A 14,113-nucleotide genomic window follows, 5' to 3' on the forward strand; every position below is an offset into this window, starting at 1 on the left:
TCACGCGCCGATCCGTCCGCCGACCTGCCGCAACGCCTCGGCGAGGGCGATGCCGGCGGCGACGGCGACGTTGAGCGACCGGTTGCCGCTCCCTACCGGGATCCGCAGCACGGCGTCCGATTCGCCGCGGATCGGCTCCGGAAGGCCGGCCGATTCCCGGCCGAGCAGGAGGACGTCCCCGGCCCGGAACGCGTAATCGTGGAGGGCGACCCTGCCATGCGTCGAGAGCGCGACGAGGCGCCGGCGCTCCGCCCGGCGCCAGGCGTCGAACGCCTCCCACGCGACGTGCTCCCGCAGCGCGGCCCGGTCGAGATAGTCCATGCCCGCGCGGCGGAAATGCCGGTCGGTGAGGGCGAAGCCGCAGGGATGGACGAGGTGGACGCGGACGCCGAAGCAGGCGCCGAGCCGGATGACGCTGCCGGCATTTTGCGGAATGTCCGGCTCGAAAAGGGCACACTCGATCACTAGATTGGGACCCGACCTCTTCCAAGCGCCCGCCGCTCACCTGCGGGCTTCACAAGGACCCGGCTGCGGCGTGTTTCGGCGAATGATGACCTATCGCGGGCTCGAGCAATGGATCGACCCGCTCGTTCCGCGTCCTGTCGAGCAGCCGCCCACGACGCTCGTCCGCTTCTATCGCTATTTTCTCGCCCCGGTGAAGGGACTCGTCGTCGCCACGCTGACGGTCTCGTTCGTCGCCTCCATCATCGAGCTTTCGCTCTTCGCCTTTCTCGGATCGCTCGTCGACCGCATGGGCGCGAGCCGGCCGGAGGCGTTCATCGCCGACAACGCCTGGACGCTCGTCTTCATGAGCGCCGTGCTCCTCGTCGGCCGCCCCCTCTTCGCCGTGCTCTCCCGCGGGCTGGTGAGCCTGGCGCTCGGGCCGAGCCTCTCAACGCTGGTCCGCTGGCAGAGCTACCGCTACGTGCTGCGCCAGAGCCTCGGCTTCTTCCAGAACGATTATGCCGGGCGGATCAGCCAGAAGGTCATGCAGACGGGCATGGCGCTCCGCGAGAGCGTCGTGAACGTGGTCGACGGCATCTGGTACCTCGTCATCTATCTCGTCGGCACGTTCGCGATGCTCGCGGGCTTCGATTGGCGCCTGTTCCTGCCGCTCGTGGCCTGGATCCTTGCCTACGCGCTTGTCATCGTGACGCTGGTGCCGCCCGTCCGGGCGCGCGCCGTGGCCATGTCGGAGGCGAATTCGGGGCTGACGGGCCGGGTGGTCGACGGCTTCACCAACATCCTCTCCGTCAAGCTCTTCGCGCATGCCGACCGCGAAGAGGCGTTCGGGCGCGAGGCGTTCAGCCGCCAGCTCGACGCCTCCCGCGCCATGAACCGCACGATCCTGACCATGTCGGCGGTGCTGACGATCATCAACTCGCTCTTTATCTTCGGGATCGCGGCGCTCTCGATCTGGCTCTGGACGCGCGGCCAGATCACGCTCGGGGCGATCGCGACCGCCAACACGCTGGCGCTCCGCCTCAACCAGATGTCCGGCTGGATACTCCGATCGATCACCTCGCTGTTCGAGAGCGTGGGCACGATCGAGAACGGCATCGAGACCATTTCGCAGCCGAATCGCCTGCCGGATGCGCCGCGGGCCGCGTCGCTCGCCGTTCGGAGCGGATCAATCGAGTTTCGGAACGTCAACTTCCGCTATCCGGAGGGTGATCGCGTGATCCGCGAGCTCTCGTTCGCGATCCGCCCGGGCGAGCGGGTGGGTCTCGTCGGCCCGTCCGGCGCCGGCAAGTCGACGCTCGTCAACCTGCTGCTCCGCTTCTATCCGCTCGAGAGCGGCGTGATCGAGATCGACGGCCAGGACGTCGCGGCCGTCAGCCAGGAATCGCTCAGGGCGGCGATCGGGGTCGTCACCCAGGACACCTCGCTCCTCCACCGCTCGGTTCGCGACAACATCCGCTATGGCCGTCCGGACGCGAGCGAGGCGGACATCCGGGCCGCCGCGGCAGCCGCCCGCGCCGACGAGTTCATCGCGGGGCTGGTCGATCCGCGCGGGCGGACCGGCTACGACGCCTATGTCGGCGAGCGCGGCGTCAAGCTCTCCGGCGGCCAGCGGCAGCGAATCGCGATCGCCCGCGTGATCCTCAAGGACGCGCCGATCCTGGTGCTCGACGAGGCGACCGCCGCGCTCGATTCCGAGGTGGAGGCGGCGATCCAGGAGAGCCTGTCGGAGCTGATGTCCGGCAAGACCGTGCTCGCCATCGCGCACCGCCTCTCGACGATCGCGGCGATGGACCGGCTGATCGTGCTCGACCACGGCAGGATCGTGGAGGAGGGGAGCCACGCCGAGCTCATGCGGCGGGGCGGGCTCTATGCCCGCCTCTGGCGCCGGCAGTCCGGCGGCTTCATCGCTCCGGACGCTGAAGAGAGCCTTCTAACCGCCTGAGGAAGCCCCGGATTCGGCCGTTCCGCGGCGTCGGGGCGGCCGGCTGCCCGAAAATTGCGACATTCTGGCATTCCACCGCCGCCTCGACTGGACACCCCATTTGAACGGTGACAAAAGGCGGGCGGCGGAGGGCTGGCCGCGTCCCGCGACGGTGCGGCACGCCCTGTGCAGTCTTCCCCGGAAGCCGCCGAGAACGACTACGCTGGTTACGCCGACGAAAGCCGGCGAGACGCGAGAGGGTGAGCTTTGGCTGAATCGACAACCCATCCCATCACAGCAGCGCCGGAGGCCAAGCATATCGAGCCCCATGAGGCCGGTGCGCCGAGCCGTCGCGACTTCCTGCTGATCGCGACCGGCGCCTTTGCCGCGGTCGGGGCGGCCGCCGTGCTCTGGCCCTTCGTGGACCAGATGAATCCCGACGCCGCTTCGCTCGCGCTCGCCTCGATCGAGGTCGACGTCTCGCAGATCGATCGCGGCCAGTCGATCACCGTCATGTGGCGCGGCAAGCCGGTCTTCATCCGCAACCGCACGGACCAGGAAGTGCAGTCTGCGAAGGAGGTTCCGCTCGCGGACCTCAAGGATCCCATCGCGCGCAACCTGAACCTCGACGCGAACGCCCCCGCGACGGACGCGAACCGCGCGCCCGCGGATCGCGAGCAGTGGCTCGTGATGGTCGGCGTCTGCACCCATCTCGGCTGCGTCCCGCTCGGCCAGCAGGGCGATTACGGCGGCTGGTTCTGCCCATGCCACGGATCGCACTACGATACGGCCGGCCGCATCCGGAAGGGGCCGGCGCCGGAGAACCTCCTGGTCCCGACGCTCGCCTTCGTGGACGACACGACCATCCGCATCGGCTGACCGCTGACGAGACCGACCACAATGCACGACCACTTTCCCCGCTACGAGCCGAAGTCTGCAGTCGGCCGCTGGTTCGACTCACGCCTGCCGGCGACCCGGATGCTCTACGATTCCTTCGTGGCCTATCCGATCCCGCGCAACCTCAACTACTGGTATACGTTCGGCGGCATCCTGAGCATCATGCTCGTCGTCCAGATCCTGACCGGCGTCGTGCTGGCGATGCACTACATCCCCAGCGCCGACATGGCCTTCGAGTCGGTCGAGAAGATCATGCGCGACGTCAATTACGGCTGGCTTCTGCGCTACCTGCACGCCAACGGCGCGTCGATGTTCTTCGTCGCGGTCTACGTGCACATCTTCCGGGGCATGTATTACGGCTCCTACAAGGAGCCGCGCGAGCTGCTCTGGATCCTCGGCGTGATCATCTTCCTCCTGATGATGGCGACGGGCTTCATGGGCTACGTCCTGCCGTGGGGCCAGATGAGCTTCTGGGGCGCCACCGTCATCACCAATCTCTTCTCGGCGATCCCGCTCGTCGGCAGTGCGATCGTGACGTGGCTGTGGGGCGGCTTCGCGGTCGGCGAGCCGACGCTCAACCGCTTCTTCTCGCTGCACTATCTGCTGCCGTTCATGATCGCCGGCGTGGTCATCCTCCATGTCTGGGCGCTCCACGTCACCGGCCAGACCAATCCGACCGGCATCGAGGTGAAGTCGAAGAAGGACGTCGTGCCGTTCACCCCGCACGCGACCGTCAAGGACGCCTTCGCGCTGGTGATGTTCTTCATCCTCTTCTCGTGGTTCGTCTTCTACCAGCCGAACTTCCTCGGCCATCCGGACAATTACGTGAAGGCGAACCCGCTGGTGACGCCGGCGCATATCGTGCCGGAATGGTACTTCCTGCCGTTCTACGCGATCCTGCGGGCGATCCCCTCCAAGCTCGGCGGCGTGGTCGCGATGTTCGCGTCGATCCTGGTGCTGTTCGTGCTGCCCTGGCTCGACACCTCGAAGGTGCGCTCGGCCAATTACCGGCCGCTCTTCCGGCAGTTCTTCTGGATCCTGGTGGTCGTCTGCATCGGCCTCGGCTGGCTCGGCTCGCGGCCGCCGGAGGGCGTCTACGTGGTCGCCGCGCGCATCCTCACGGCCTATTACTTCCTCCACTTCCTCGTGATCCTTCCGCTCCTCGGCATCTTCGAGACGCCGCGCCCGCGGCCGGCCTCGATCGCGGATGCCGTCCTGTCCAGGAAGGGCGGCGGCCTGTTCCGCCCGGCCGGCGCTCCCGCCGCACCGGAAGGCAGGGGCTGAGATGGCAATCCGACAGGGCAGAGCGACAATGAAGACGATCATCGGCCGCACGGCGGCCGCAGCCCTCCTCTCGCTTGCGCTCGCCTCCGCGGCCGGCGCGCAGGAGCAGGGAGCCGGCGGCGGCAATGCGGGCGGCGAGCACGAGACGGCCACGGTCCACTATCCGATCGAGCATCCGAAGCATGTCGACTGGACCTTCGCGGGCCCGTTCGGCAGCTTCGATCCGGCCCAGCTCCAGCGCGGCTTCCAGGTCTACCGGGAGGTCTGCTCGGCCTGCCATTCCATGAACATGGTGGCGTTCCGGACGCTCGCCTCGACTGCCGGTCCGCATTTCAGCGCCGACGCCGTGAAGGCGCTCGCCGCGGAATATCAGATCAATGACGGCCCGGACGCCAACGGCGACATGTTCCAGCGGCCCGGCACGCCGGCCGACCACCTGCCGCCGCCCTATCCGAACGAGCAGGCCTCGCGCGCGGCGAACGGCGGAGCCTATCCGCCCGACCTGTCGCTGATCGCCAAGGCCCGGACGGTCGAGCGCGGCTTCCCCGCCTTCGTGTTCGACATGTTCACCCTCTACCAGGAGGCGGGCCCGAACTACATCTACTCGCTGCTGACCGGCTACCGGGACCCCCCGGCCGGCGTCGAGGTGAGGCCCGGGCAGTACTACAACCCGTACTTCGTCTCCGGTCCCGCGCTCGCCATGCCGCCGCCGCTCTCCGACGGGCAGGTGACCTTCGCGCAGAACCAGGACGAGGACCCCGCGAACGACGTGCCGGAGACGGTCGACCAGTATGCGAAGGACGTCGTGTCCTTCCTGATGTGGGCGGCGGAGCCGCACATGGTCGAGCGGAAGAGCATGGGCTTCGCGGTGATGGTGTTCCTGATCGTGTTCGGGGCGCTCGTCTACTATACCAAGCGCAAGGTCTGGGCGACGATCGAGCACTGAGCGTTCCGGCGGAGAAGACGCCCGGCCCGCGAGCACGCTCGCGGGCCTTTCCATTTCAGGCGCCGCTCCGGACCCGCATCGGAAGGCCGCCGCGCGGGCGCAGCGTGATCTTCAGCACCGGGTAGGGCGCATGGCCGGGGAGGGGCTCGAGCCGGGCCGTGCGGAGGAGCACCGCCAGGATCGCCGTCGCCTCGAGGAGCGCGAAGCCCATGCCGATGCAGATCCGCGGGCCCGCGCCGAAGGGCAGGTAGGCGTAGCGGTGCCGCGCCTTGGCGGCCTCGGGCGCGAAGCGGCCCGGATCGAACCGGTCGGGCGCCGCCCAGAGCGCCCGGTGCCGGTGCACGACATAGACCGGAACCTGTACCCGGGCGCCTTCCTCGACGGCGACCGGCCCGATCCGGACGGGCCGGACGGCCTTCCGCACGATGAGCGGCGCGGGCGGATAGAGCCGCATCGCCTCGAGGATCACCTGCCGCGTGAAGGGCAGGCGCTCGACCGCCGCCGGCGTGACCGCCGCGCCCGGCGGCATCTCGGCATGGATCTCCTGCCGGACGCGCGCCTCCGTCGCCGGCGAGCCGCCGAGGAGGTAGAGGCTCCAGGTCAAAGCGAGCGCGGTGGTCTCGTGGCCGGCGGTGACGAAGGTGAGGAGGTTGTCGGCGAGTTCCTCGTCGCCCATGCGGCGGCCGGTATCGCCGTCGCATGCCGCGAGGAGGAGCTCGATCAGGTCGTCCCGCGGAACAGGGCTCCGGCGCCGCTCGGCGATGACGCGCCCGAGCTCGGCGCGCAGATAGCGCCGGGCGGCGGCGGCCCTGCGGCTGCCCGGATGCGGCATCCAGCGCGGCGCGCCGAGGAGCGAGAACGCGGCCTGCCAGCCGATCGGGTCCAGATAGTCCGTGATCGCCCGCGAAAAGCCCGAGACGTCGATGTCGCCCGCGCCGGAGAGCATCGTCTCGACGACGACGTCGAAGGTGGTGCGCATCATCGCGTCCGCGACGTCGACCACCGTCCCGTCGGGAAAGGCGCGCCATCGCGCCGCCGTCCTCTCGGCCGCGGCGATCATCGCCGGAACGAATCCGAGGATCCGCTCGTGCCGGAAGATCGGCGCCGCCGTGCGCCGCTGCCGGCGCCAGTCGGCGCCGTCGCTGGTGAGAATGCCGTTCCCGAGCGCCGGTCCGAGCGTCCGGAGGACCACCTCGCCCTTCCGGAACGCATCCGCCTCGTCGACGAGCACCGTCCGGATGAGGTCGGGATCGAAGACGGAGACGGTCTGCCGCCCGAACAGGCGCTCCGACCCGATCGCCTGGTCGAACGCCGCTTCCGGCCAGACCTCGAGCGGATTGCGGACGAGCGTGCGCAGAAGCGCCGCGCGCGAGAGCGGCGCCTTGGGGTGCGCGAGCTTCACCGGGTCCCGCTCGGTCATCGGCGGAGACGCCCTTTCCGGGTTCGTGCGGCCGGGCGGCACGTTGTTAGGCCCCGCGATTGGCTGTATTCGCCGATTGCGGCGTTGCGGAGAAGATCATGAAGTCGGTCCTTGGCATCATCGGCGGTTCCGGCATCTACGAGCTGCCCGGGCTGGCCGGCCCGGAATGGCGCCGGATCGAGAGCCCGTGGGGCGAGCCTTCCGACGCCATCCTGCACGCCGAGCTCGACGGCCTGCCGGTGCGCTTCCTGCCGCGCCACGGCCGCGGCCACGTCTTCTCGCCGACCGACATCGACTACCGCGCCAACATCGATGCGATGAAGCGCGCGGGGGTGACCGACCTCGTCTCGGTCTCCGCGTGCGGATCGCTGCGGGAGGACCTCTCGCCCGGCATGTTCGTGCTCGTGGAGCAGTTCGTCGACCGCACCTTCGCCCGCGAGAAGAGCTTCTTCGGGAAGGGCTGCGTCGCGCATGTCTCGATGGCGCATCCGGTGAGCCCGCGCCTCGTGGAGCGGATCGCTGCGGCCGCCGAGGCGGAGGACGTGCGCTACCGCTGGGGCGGCACCTATGTCACGATCGAGGGGCCGCACTTCTCCTCGCGCGCCGAAAGCGAGCTCTACCGCTCCTGGGGCTGCGACGTCATCGGCATGACCAACATGCCGGAGGCCAAGCTCGCCCGCGAGGCCGAGATGTCCTACGCCACCATCGCCATGGTGACGGATTACGACTGCTGGCATCCCGAGCACGGCAATGTCGACGTGAAGGACATCCTGCGTGTGCTCGACGAGAACCGCGACAAGGCGCAGCGGCTGCTCGTGCGGGTGGCGCGCGACTTTCCGCGCGAGCGCGAGCCCTGTCCGGTCGGCTCCGACAGCGCGCTCGAGCACGCCATCATGACCGCCCCGGCCCGGCGCGACCCGGCGCTCCTCGCCAGGCTCGACGCCGTGGCGGGGCGCGTGCTGCGGCGCGCGGGCTAGCCGTCCTCACATGCGCCAGGTGTCGCGCATCATCCAGCCCATCCCGCCGAACAGCGTGCTGAACATTGCGGCGATCAGCATGATGATGAGAAGCACGACGAAATAGGCGGGGATCGCCGCCAGGGTGAACTTGATGAAGATCGCGACCAGCCGCCAGAAGGGGATGTCGACATCCGTGATCGTGACCCGTCTCTCGTCGCCGTCCATAAGCTGGTCCTCCTTTGATGGGAGGCGGCAGGCTGGCACCGCTGCGCGCGTCGCACAATGGAGAGCCGCCCGTGGCATCGCCTGATTCCGACCTCCGCGCCTCCATCCGCACGATCCCGGATTACCCCAAGAAGGGCATCCTCTTCCGGGACATCACGACGCTCCTCGGAAACCCGCGGGCGTTCCGCCGCGCCGTCGACGAGCTCGCCTCTCCCTGGGCCGGGTCGAAGATCGACAAGGTGGCGGGGATCGAGGCGCGCGGCTTCATCCTGGGTGGCGCGGTCGCGCACCGGCTCTCGGCCGGCTTCGTGCCGATCCGCAAGCGGGGCAAGCTGCCGCACGAGACGGTGCGCATCGCCTATTCGCTGGAATACGGCGTCGACGAGATGGAGATGCACCGCGACGCGATCGCGCCGGGCGAGAAGACGATCCTGGTCGACGACCTGATCGCGACGGGCGGCACGGCCGAGGCCGCCGTGAAGCTTCTGCAGGGCATCGGCGCGGAGGTCGTCGCCGCGGCGTTCGTGATCGACCTTCCGGATCTCGGCGGCGCCGCGAAGATCGAGGCGCTCGGCGTGCCCGTCCGCACGCTCGTCGCCTTCTCCGGTCACTGATCGGCGAGCGCCTCGTCGGCCTCCGCCGTTGGCTCGGCCGCGCGCATCTCGACGAAGACGTGCGACTGGAAGGTCAGGACCAGCTCGCCGCGCTGGTTGCGGCCGCTGTTGCGGAGCGTCACCAGCCCCCAGCCGGGGCGCGAGCGGCTCGGGCGTCTGGCCGCGATCTCCGTCTCGTAGGTGACGGCGTCGCCGGCATGGACCGGCTTCAGCCATTTCAGGTCCTCGAAGCCGGGCGAGGGGCCCTTGCGGGCGAGCGGCTCCCCGGCCGCCTGCATCTCCTGCGCCATCCGCTGCATGTTGAGGACGTTGAGCCTCATCCAGATGGAAACGGTATGCCAGCCCGAGGCGCAGAGCCGGCCGAAATGGCTCCTCTCGGCGGCCGCCTCGTCGACATGGAAGGGCTGCGGGTCGAACGCCGTCGCGAACCGCTTGATGTCCTCGGCGGTGAAGGTGTGCGTCCCGAGCGGCCAGACGGTTCCGACCGTCAGATCCTCGAAATACCTCATCCCGCCGTCCGCCGCTCGATGATGATCGGGTTCTCCACGACAAGCACGAGCTCGCCGCGTCCGTTCACGACCTCGTTGCGGAAGCGGACGAAGCCCCTGTCGGGCCGGGAGGCGGAGGGTCGCGCCTCGATGACGATGGAGCGGCCGGAGAGCACGTCGCCCGGGCGCACGGGGCGGAGCCATTTCAGGCTGTCGATCCCCGGCCCGCCCATCGAGGCGGTGCGGTGGAGGAAGGCCGAATGGATCATCCGCATCATCACGGCGGCGGTGTGCCAGCCGGAGGCGCCGAGGCCGCCGAGAAGCGATTCCGCGCCCGCCGCCTCGTCCATGTGGAAGGGCTGGGGATCGAACTCGGCCGCGAAGGCGATGATCTCGGGTCGCGACATTGCGTGCGGGCCGAAGGGATAGACCTGCCCGGTCTCGAAATCCTCGAAATGCAGAACCGACATCGTCCGACCTCGACCCGCTTCAGATAGGCGGTCGGCGATGGGGATGGCAAGCCTCGCGGCCGGCTGGCCGGACCCGCGGATCAGGTTGGGGCGCGGGGTCGGCGTCGGAGGCCCTGCAATCCATTGAGCCCAGGAGCCCGGGGGAATGCGATTGACGCGCCCCGGACCGCCGCCGCAGATGGGGCGCGATGCCCGCCGCCCTCTTCGTCCACACGAACTTTCCCGCCCAGTTCGGATTCGTGGCGGAGCGCCTGCGCAAGGAGGGGTGGGCGGTCGCGGCCATTGCGAGCGCGACCGGGCGGCCGGTCGCCGGCATTCCGCTGCTGCGCTGGCAGATGACGCGCGGGACGACCGAGAACATCTTCCGCCCCGCCGTCCGGGCCGAGGCCGATCTCCTGCGCGGCCGCGCCGCGGTCGAATGCGCAAAGGCGCTCTCCGGGCGCGGCTTCCGTCCGGACCTCGTCATCGGCCATCCGGGCTGGGGCGAGACGACCTTCCTGAAGGAGGTCTTCCCGGCTGCCCGCCAGGTCGCCTATGCCGAGTTCTACTACCGTTCGCAGGGAGCCGATGTCGGTTTCGACCCCGAATTCGGACCGCTCTCGCTCGACGAGCGCTGCGTGGTGGCGGCCAAGAACGCGACCCTGGCGATGGCCTATGCCGAGGCCGATCGGATCGTCGCGCCGACGCCGTTCCAGGCCGGTCTGCTGCCGCCATCGCTCCACGCGCGCCTGAGCATCATCCACGAGGGGGTCGACACCGGACAGGCGCGGCCGGATCCGGCGGCGGCGGTGCGGCTGCCCGACGGCCGCGTCCTCGACCGGTCGCGGCCGGTCGTCACCTTCGTCAACCGCCGGTTCGAGCCGCTGCGGGGCTTCCACGTCTTCCTGCGGGCGCTGCCGACGCTGCTCGAGCGCGTGCCGGAGGCGGAGGTCCTGCTTGTCGGCTCCGACCAGCGCGGCGGCTACGGCCCCGCCGCTCCGGAGGGGACGACGTGGAAGGCGCGGATGCTCGCGGAGGTCGGACCGCGCCTCGACATGCGCCGGGTCCATTTCACCGGGCCGCTGCCGCATGCGGAGATGCTCGCCGCGCTCGCCGTTTCGGCCGCGCACGTCTACTACACCTATCCGTTCGTGCTCTCCTGGTCGCTGCTGGAGGCGATGGCCTGCGAGGCGCTGGTGATCTGTTCCGACACCGCGCCGCTCCGCGACGTGATCGAGCCCGGGCGGAACGGTCTCCTGCTCGACTTCTTCGATGTCGACGCGCTTTCGGAGGCGCTGATCGAGGCCTGCCTGAGGCCCGATGCCTTTCGCCGCCTGCGCGTGCGGGCGCGCGAGACGATCCTGGAGCGCTTCGACCGGGCGCGGCACGGCCTGCCGGCCTGGCTCGCGCTCGCGAACGGCCTCGTGCCGGCCCGGGATGGGGCGCGGGGAGGGCGGCCCGGATAGGCCGGCCCGGCCCGGCGCCGGCCTAGGTGTTGAACCTGAAGAGCATGACGTCGCCGTCCTGGACGACGTATTCCTTGCCTTCGTCGCGCGCCTTGCCCGCCTCCTTGGCGCCGGCCTCGCCGCCGAGCCTCACATAATCCTCGAAGCGGATCGTCTGGGCGCGGATGAAGCCGCGCTCGAAATCGGAATGGATGACGCCGGCCGCCTGCGGCGCCCTGGCGCCCTTCTCGACCGTCCAGGCGCGCGCCTCCTTCGGCCCGGCGGTGAAGAAGGTGATGAGGCCGAGGAGGTCGTAGCCGGCGCGGATGAGGCGGTCGAGGCCGGGCTCCTCGAGGCCGATGGCGGCCATGTATTCCTGCTGCTCCTCCTCGGGAAGCTGGGCGAGCTCGGCCTCGATCGCGGCCGAGATCACGACGAAGCCGGCGCCTTCCGCCTCCGCCTTCCGGCGCACCTGTTCGGTTTGCTCGTTGCCGGTGGCGGCGTCCGCCTCCGCGACGTTGCAGACATAGAGGACCGGCTTGGCGGTGAGGAGCGTCAGCTGGTCGAGGACGTGCTGCTCCTCGGGCGCGAGCCCGCTCCGGACCGTGCGGACCGGCTTTCCCTCCTGGAGCGCGGCGAGCGCCTTCTCCATGACGGGAAGGACGGCGAGGGCTTCCTTGTCCTTCACCGATGCGCGCTTCCGGACGGGCTGGATGCGCCGCTCCAGGCTCTCGAGGTCCGCCAGCATGAGCTCGGTCTCGACCGTGTCGGCATCCGCGATCGGATCGACGCGGCCCTCGACATGGGTGATGTCCTCGTCCTCGAAGCAGCGCAGGACGTGGGCGATCGCGTCGACCTCGCGGATATTGGCGAGGAACTGGTTGCCGAGCCCTTCGCCCTTCGAGGCGCCGCGCACCAGCCCGGCTATGTCGACGAAGGTCAGGCGCGTCGGCACGATCTGCGCGGAGCGCGCGGCCGCGGCGAGCGCCTTCAGGCGCGGATCGGGCACCGCCACCTCGCCGGTGTTCGGCTCGATGGTGCAGAACGGATAATTGGCGGCCTGCGCGGCGGCCGTCTTCGTCAGCGCGTTGAAGAGCGTCGACTTGCCGACATTCGGCAGGCCCACGATGCCGCAGCGGAAACCCATCCTCTTCTCCGGATCCTTGCCGATCTGCCGGGCGCCCGCCCGGGCGGCTGTCTCACTCGGTGCGGCCGAACAGGCGCTTCAGCCCTTCGGCGAGCGCGCCCGCCTTCGGCTTCGCGTCGGGCGCCGGGCCCGCCGGAACCGGCCCGCTCCTCCGCTCGCTTTGGGGAGCCGCATCGCCCTCGGTCGCAAGGTGCACGCGGTTCATGAAGCTCGAATCCTCGCCGCCCGAAAGCAGCGGCGCGTTCTCCGCCACGGCCGAAAGCAAAGGCTGGATCCAGTCCTGGTCGTCCTTGGCGAAATCGTGGAGCACGTAGCCGTGCACCAGTTCCTTGCGCCCGGGATGGCCGATCCCGAGCCGCATGCGCCGGTATTCCTTGCCGATATGGGCGTCGAGCGACTTCAGCCCGTTATGGCCGCCATGGCCGCCGCCGGTCTTCATCCTGAGCTTGCCCGGCGACAGGTCCAGTTCGTCGTGGATCACGACGACGTCCGACGGCTGCAGCTTGTAGAAGCGCAGCGCCTGGCCGACCGAGCGGCCGGATTCGTTCATGTAGGTCGCAGGCTTCAGGATGAGCGCCTTCTCGCCGCCGAGGCTGCCCTCGGCGATCTCGCCCTCGAAGCGGGCGCGCCACGGCCCGAAGCGATGGCGGCGGGCGATCTCGTCCGCCGCCATGAAGCCGATATTGTGGCGGTTGCCCGCATAGCGGCGACCGGGATTGCCGAGCCCGACGATGAGCAGCATCGGCGCCTCCGGGCGCCGGTCAGGACTGGCCTTCGCCGGCTTCCGTACTCGGCGCCGCCTCTTCCGTGCCCTCCTCGGCGGCCGTCAGCACGGCCGGAGCGGCGATCGTGGCGATCGTGAAGTCGCGGTCCGTGATGGTCGGGCGCACCCCCTCGGGGAGCTTCACGTGCGAGATGTGGATCGAATCGCCGATATCGCGGCCCTCGAGGTCGATCTCGATCGCGTCGGGAATCGCATCGGCCGGCACGATCAGCTCGATCGCGTGGCGGACGACGTTCAGCACGCCGCCGCGCTTGATGCCGCGCGACTTCTCCTCGTTGACGAAGTGCACCGGGATCTCGATCTCGAGCGTCGCGCCTTCGGCGACGCGCAGGAAATCGACATGGACCGGGAAGTCCTTGACCGGGTCGAGGCTGTAATCCTTCGCGATCACCCGGATCTTCTCGCTGCCGATGTCGAGCGTCGCGATCGTGGTGAGGAAGCCGCCGCCATGGATCTTCATGGTGACTTCCTTGAGCGGCAGCGCGATCGGGATCGGCGGCTTCTTGTCGCCGTAGATGACGGCCGGGATCTTGCCCTCGCGGCGCACGGCCCGGGCGGCCCCCTTGCCGACCCGGTCGCGCACCTCGGCCTTGAGCTCGTAGGTCTGGCTCATGGGTGCACTCCTAAGACTTGCAATTAGAAAAGGCCGCCGAAGCGGCCATGCGGGCGCGCGGCCTCCAAGGGTGCCGTCGCGCATGCGCGTGCTTATAGGGGCGCCGCGGCAAAAACGCAAACGAAACGCCGCGTGCGGCGCTACGGCGCGATCCGCTCCATCTCCAGCACCGCTTCCTTGCCGTAGCCGGCGGTGGCGAGCACGTGGCGATGCGTGAAGCGGCCAATGAGGGCGAGGGCGTAGTCGTATTCCGCGTCGGCGCGCTCGCTCATCTCCATGCCGTCCGCGAGCTCCGCCGCGATCCGGGCCTTCACCGCGGCGCGGTCCTCCGGCCGGGCGGCAGCCTCGGCGAGGCCCTGCAGCACGGGCCCGAGCGCGCGCGCGGCGGCGTCGGGGTCCATGCCGATGCGCCAGCCGAGCTCCAGCACCACCGGCTCGCCCTCGCGCCGTCCGGCG

At 69.6% G+C, this 14,113-nt stretch carries 16 protein-coding genes; 7 read left to right on the plus strand and 9 right to left on the minus strand.

Features of this window, described 5'->3' with window-relative positions:
• Positions 1–465 carry a tRNA (cytidine(34)-2'-O)-methyltransferase gene (locus tag E4O86_RS03215; protein WP_343039079.1) on the minus strand — a complete coding sequence of 155 codons (465 nt, stop codon included), beginning with the start codon at positions 463–465 and terminating at the stop codon, positions 1–3.
• 82 nt (positions 466–547) lie between these two features.
• Here E4O86_RS03215 and E4O86_RS03220 point away from each other — a divergent pair, with 82 nt between their 5' ends.
• The 4 genes from E4O86_RS03220 to E4O86_RS03235 all read left to right on the plus strand — a co-directional run bounded on the left by E4O86_RS03220 (position 548) and on the right by E4O86_RS03235 (position 5,513).
• Positions 548–2,407: an ABC transporter ATP-binding protein gene (locus tag E4O86_RS03220; RefSeq protein ID WP_205520660.1), complete on the plus strand. Its 1,860-nt coding sequence runs from the start codon at positions 548–550 to the stop codon at positions 2,405–2,407.
• Positions 2,408–2,704: 297 nt separating this feature from the next.
• A complete protein-coding gene (petA, locus tag E4O86_RS03225) occupies positions 2,705–3,265 on the plus strand; it encodes a ubiquinol-cytochrome c reductase iron-sulfur subunit (RefSeq protein ID WP_161139099.1) in 561 nt (186 codons plus the stop codon).
• A gap of 21 nt (positions 3,266–3,286) precedes the next feature.
• A complete protein-coding gene (locus tag E4O86_RS03230; RefSeq protein ID WP_161139073.1) occupies positions 3,287–4,567 on the plus strand; it encodes a cytochrome b in 1,281 nt (426 codons plus the stop codon).
• A 28-nt stretch (positions 4,568–4,595) separates the two neighbouring features.
• Positions 4,596–5,513 (plus strand): cytochrome c1, encoded by a 918-nt coding sequence (locus E4O86_RS03235; protein ID WP_161139074.1) that lies wholly within the window; start codon positions 4,596–4,598, stop codon positions 5,511–5,513.
• Positions 5,514–5,568: 55 nt separating this feature from the next.
• Here E4O86_RS03235 and E4O86_RS03240 read toward each other — a convergent pair whose 3' ends face one another.
• The gene (locus E4O86_RS03240) at positions 5,569–6,933 is read right to left on the minus strand and encodes a cytochrome P450 (protein ID WP_161139075.1); all 1,365 of its coding nucleotides are present in this window, start codon (positions 6,931–6,933) and stop codon (positions 5,569–5,571) included.
• A gap of 95 nt (positions 6,934–7,028) precedes the next feature.
• Here E4O86_RS03240 and E4O86_RS03245 point away from each other — a divergent pair, with 95 nt between their 5' ends.
• On the plus strand, positions 7,029–7,910 hold the full coding sequence (locus E4O86_RS03245; RefSeq protein ID WP_343039082.1) for an S-methyl-5'-thioadenosine phosphorylase: 882 nt from the start codon (positions 7,029–7,031) through the stop codon (positions 7,908–7,910).
• A gap of 6 nt (positions 7,911–7,916) precedes the next feature.
• Here the strand turns inward: E4O86_RS03245 and E4O86_RS03250 are convergent, their stop codons facing one another.
• Entirely contained in the window at positions 7,917–8,117 is a 201-nt protein-coding gene (locus tag E4O86_RS03250; protein WP_161139077.1) for a hypothetical protein, read from the minus strand.
• Between the two features lie 71 nt (positions 8,118–8,188).
• Here E4O86_RS03250 and E4O86_RS03255 point away from each other — a divergent pair, with 71 nt between their 5' ends.
• Positions 8,189–8,731 (plus strand): adenine phosphoribosyltransferase, encoded by a 543-nt coding sequence (locus E4O86_RS03255; RefSeq protein WP_343039080.1) that lies wholly within the window; start codon positions 8,189–8,191, stop codon positions 8,729–8,731.
• On the opposite strand, the gene E4O86_RS03260 is transcribed toward E4O86_RS03255, so the two are convergent.
• The gene (locus E4O86_RS03260; RefSeq protein WP_161139079.1) at positions 8,725–9,240 is read right to left on the minus strand and encodes a MaoC family dehydratase; all 516 of its coding nucleotides are present in this window, start codon (positions 9,238–9,240) and stop codon (positions 8,725–8,727) included. The two genes, E4O86_RS03255 and E4O86_RS03260, sit on opposite strands and share 7 nt — an antisense overlap.
• Positions 9,237–9,689: a MaoC family dehydratase gene (locus tag E4O86_RS03265; protein ID WP_161139080.1), complete on the minus strand. Its 453-nt coding sequence runs from the start codon at positions 9,687–9,689 to the stop codon at positions 9,237–9,239. The genes E4O86_RS03260 and E4O86_RS03265 overlap by 4 nt, the downstream gene beginning before the upstream one ends.
• A gap of 188 nt (positions 9,690–9,877) precedes the next feature.
• On the opposite strand from E4O86_RS03265, the gene E4O86_RS03270 reads away from it, so the two are divergent.
• The gene (locus tag E4O86_RS03270; RefSeq protein WP_161139081.1) at positions 9,878–11,134 is read left to right on the plus strand and encodes a glycosyltransferase; all 1,257 of its coding nucleotides are present in this window, start codon (positions 9,878–9,880) and stop codon (positions 11,132–11,134) included.
• Positions 11,135–11,156: 22 nt separating this feature from the next.
• Here the strand turns inward: E4O86_RS03270 and ychF are convergent, their stop codons facing one another.
• The 4 genes from ychF to E4O86_RS03290 all read right to left on the minus strand — a co-directional run.
• Complete coding sequence (gene ychF / locus E4O86_RS03275) at positions 11,157–12,260, minus strand: redox-regulated ATPase YchF (protein WP_161139082.1); 1,104 nt, start codon at positions 12,258–12,260, stop codon at positions 11,157–11,159.
• 52 nt (positions 12,261–12,312) lie between these two features.
• Entirely contained in the window at positions 12,313–13,002 is a 690-nt protein-coding gene (gene pth / locus E4O86_RS03280; protein WP_161139083.1) for an aminoacyl-tRNA hydrolase, read from the minus strand.
• A gap of 19 nt (positions 13,003–13,021) precedes the next feature.
• Positions 13,022–13,657, minus strand: a complete 636-nt coding sequence (locus tag E4O86_RS03285) for a 50S ribosomal protein L25/general stress protein Ctc (RefSeq protein WP_161139084.1) — start codon at positions 13,655–13,657, stop codon at positions 13,022–13,024.
• A 140-nt stretch (positions 13,658–13,797) separates the two neighbouring features.
• Positions 13,798–14,113, minus strand: a 316-nt coding sequence (locus E4O86_RS03290) for a hypothetical protein (RefSeq protein WP_161139085.1), incomplete at its 5' end; no start/stop codon positions are given.

It is taken from the genome of Propylenella binzhouense (assembly GCF_009866965.1).
GTDB classification, from domain to species: Bacteria; Pseudomonadota; Alphaproteobacteria; order Rhizobiales; family Afifellaceae; genus Propylenella; species Propylenella binzhouense.

Bases quoted from the DNA above. Each gene is read 5' to 3' on its own strand.
- E4O86_RS03260 (WP_161139079.1), bottom strand. From the start codon at position 9,240: ATGAGGTATTTCGAGGATCTGACGGTCGGAACCGTCTGGCCGCTCGGG.
- ychF (WP_161139082.1), bottom strand. From the start codon at position 12,260: ATGGGTTTCCGCTGCGGCATCGTGGGCCTGCCGAATGTCGGCAAGTCG.
- pth (WP_161139083.1), bottom strand. From the start codon at position 13,002: ATGCTGCTCATCGTCGGGCTCGGCAATCCCGGTCGCCGCTATGCGGGC.
- E4O86_RS03220 (WP_205520660.1), top strand. From the start codon at position 548: ATGATGACCTATCGCGGGCTCGAGCAATGGATCGACCCGCTCGTTCCG.
- E4O86_RS03230 (WP_161139073.1), top strand. From the start codon at position 3,287: ATGCACGACCACTTTCCCCGCTACGAGCCGAAGTCTGCAGTCGGCCGC.
- E4O86_RS03265 (WP_161139080.1), bottom strand. From the start codon at position 9,689: ATGTCGGTTCTGCATTTCGAGGATTTCGAGACCGGGCAGGTCTATCCC.
- E4O86_RS03285 (WP_161139084.1), bottom strand. From the start codon at position 13,657: ATGAGCCAGACCTACGAGCTCAAGGCCGAGGTGCGCGACCGGGTCGGC.
- E4O86_RS03240 (WP_161139075.1), bottom strand. From the start codon at position 6,933: ATGACCGAGCGGGACCCGGTGAAGCTCGCGCACCCCAAGGCGCCGCTC.
- E4O86_RS03270 (WP_161139081.1), top strand. From the start codon at position 9,878: ATGCCCGCCGCCCTCTTCGTCCACACGAACTTTCCCGCCCAGTTCGGA.
- E4O86_RS03250 (WP_161139077.1), bottom strand. From the start codon at position 8,117: ATGGACGGCGACGAGAGACGGGTCACGATCACGGATGTCGACATCCCC.
- E4O86_RS03235 (WP_161139074.1), top strand. From the start codon at position 4,596: ATGAAGACGATCATCGGCCGCACGGCGGCCGCAGCCCTCCTCTCGCTT.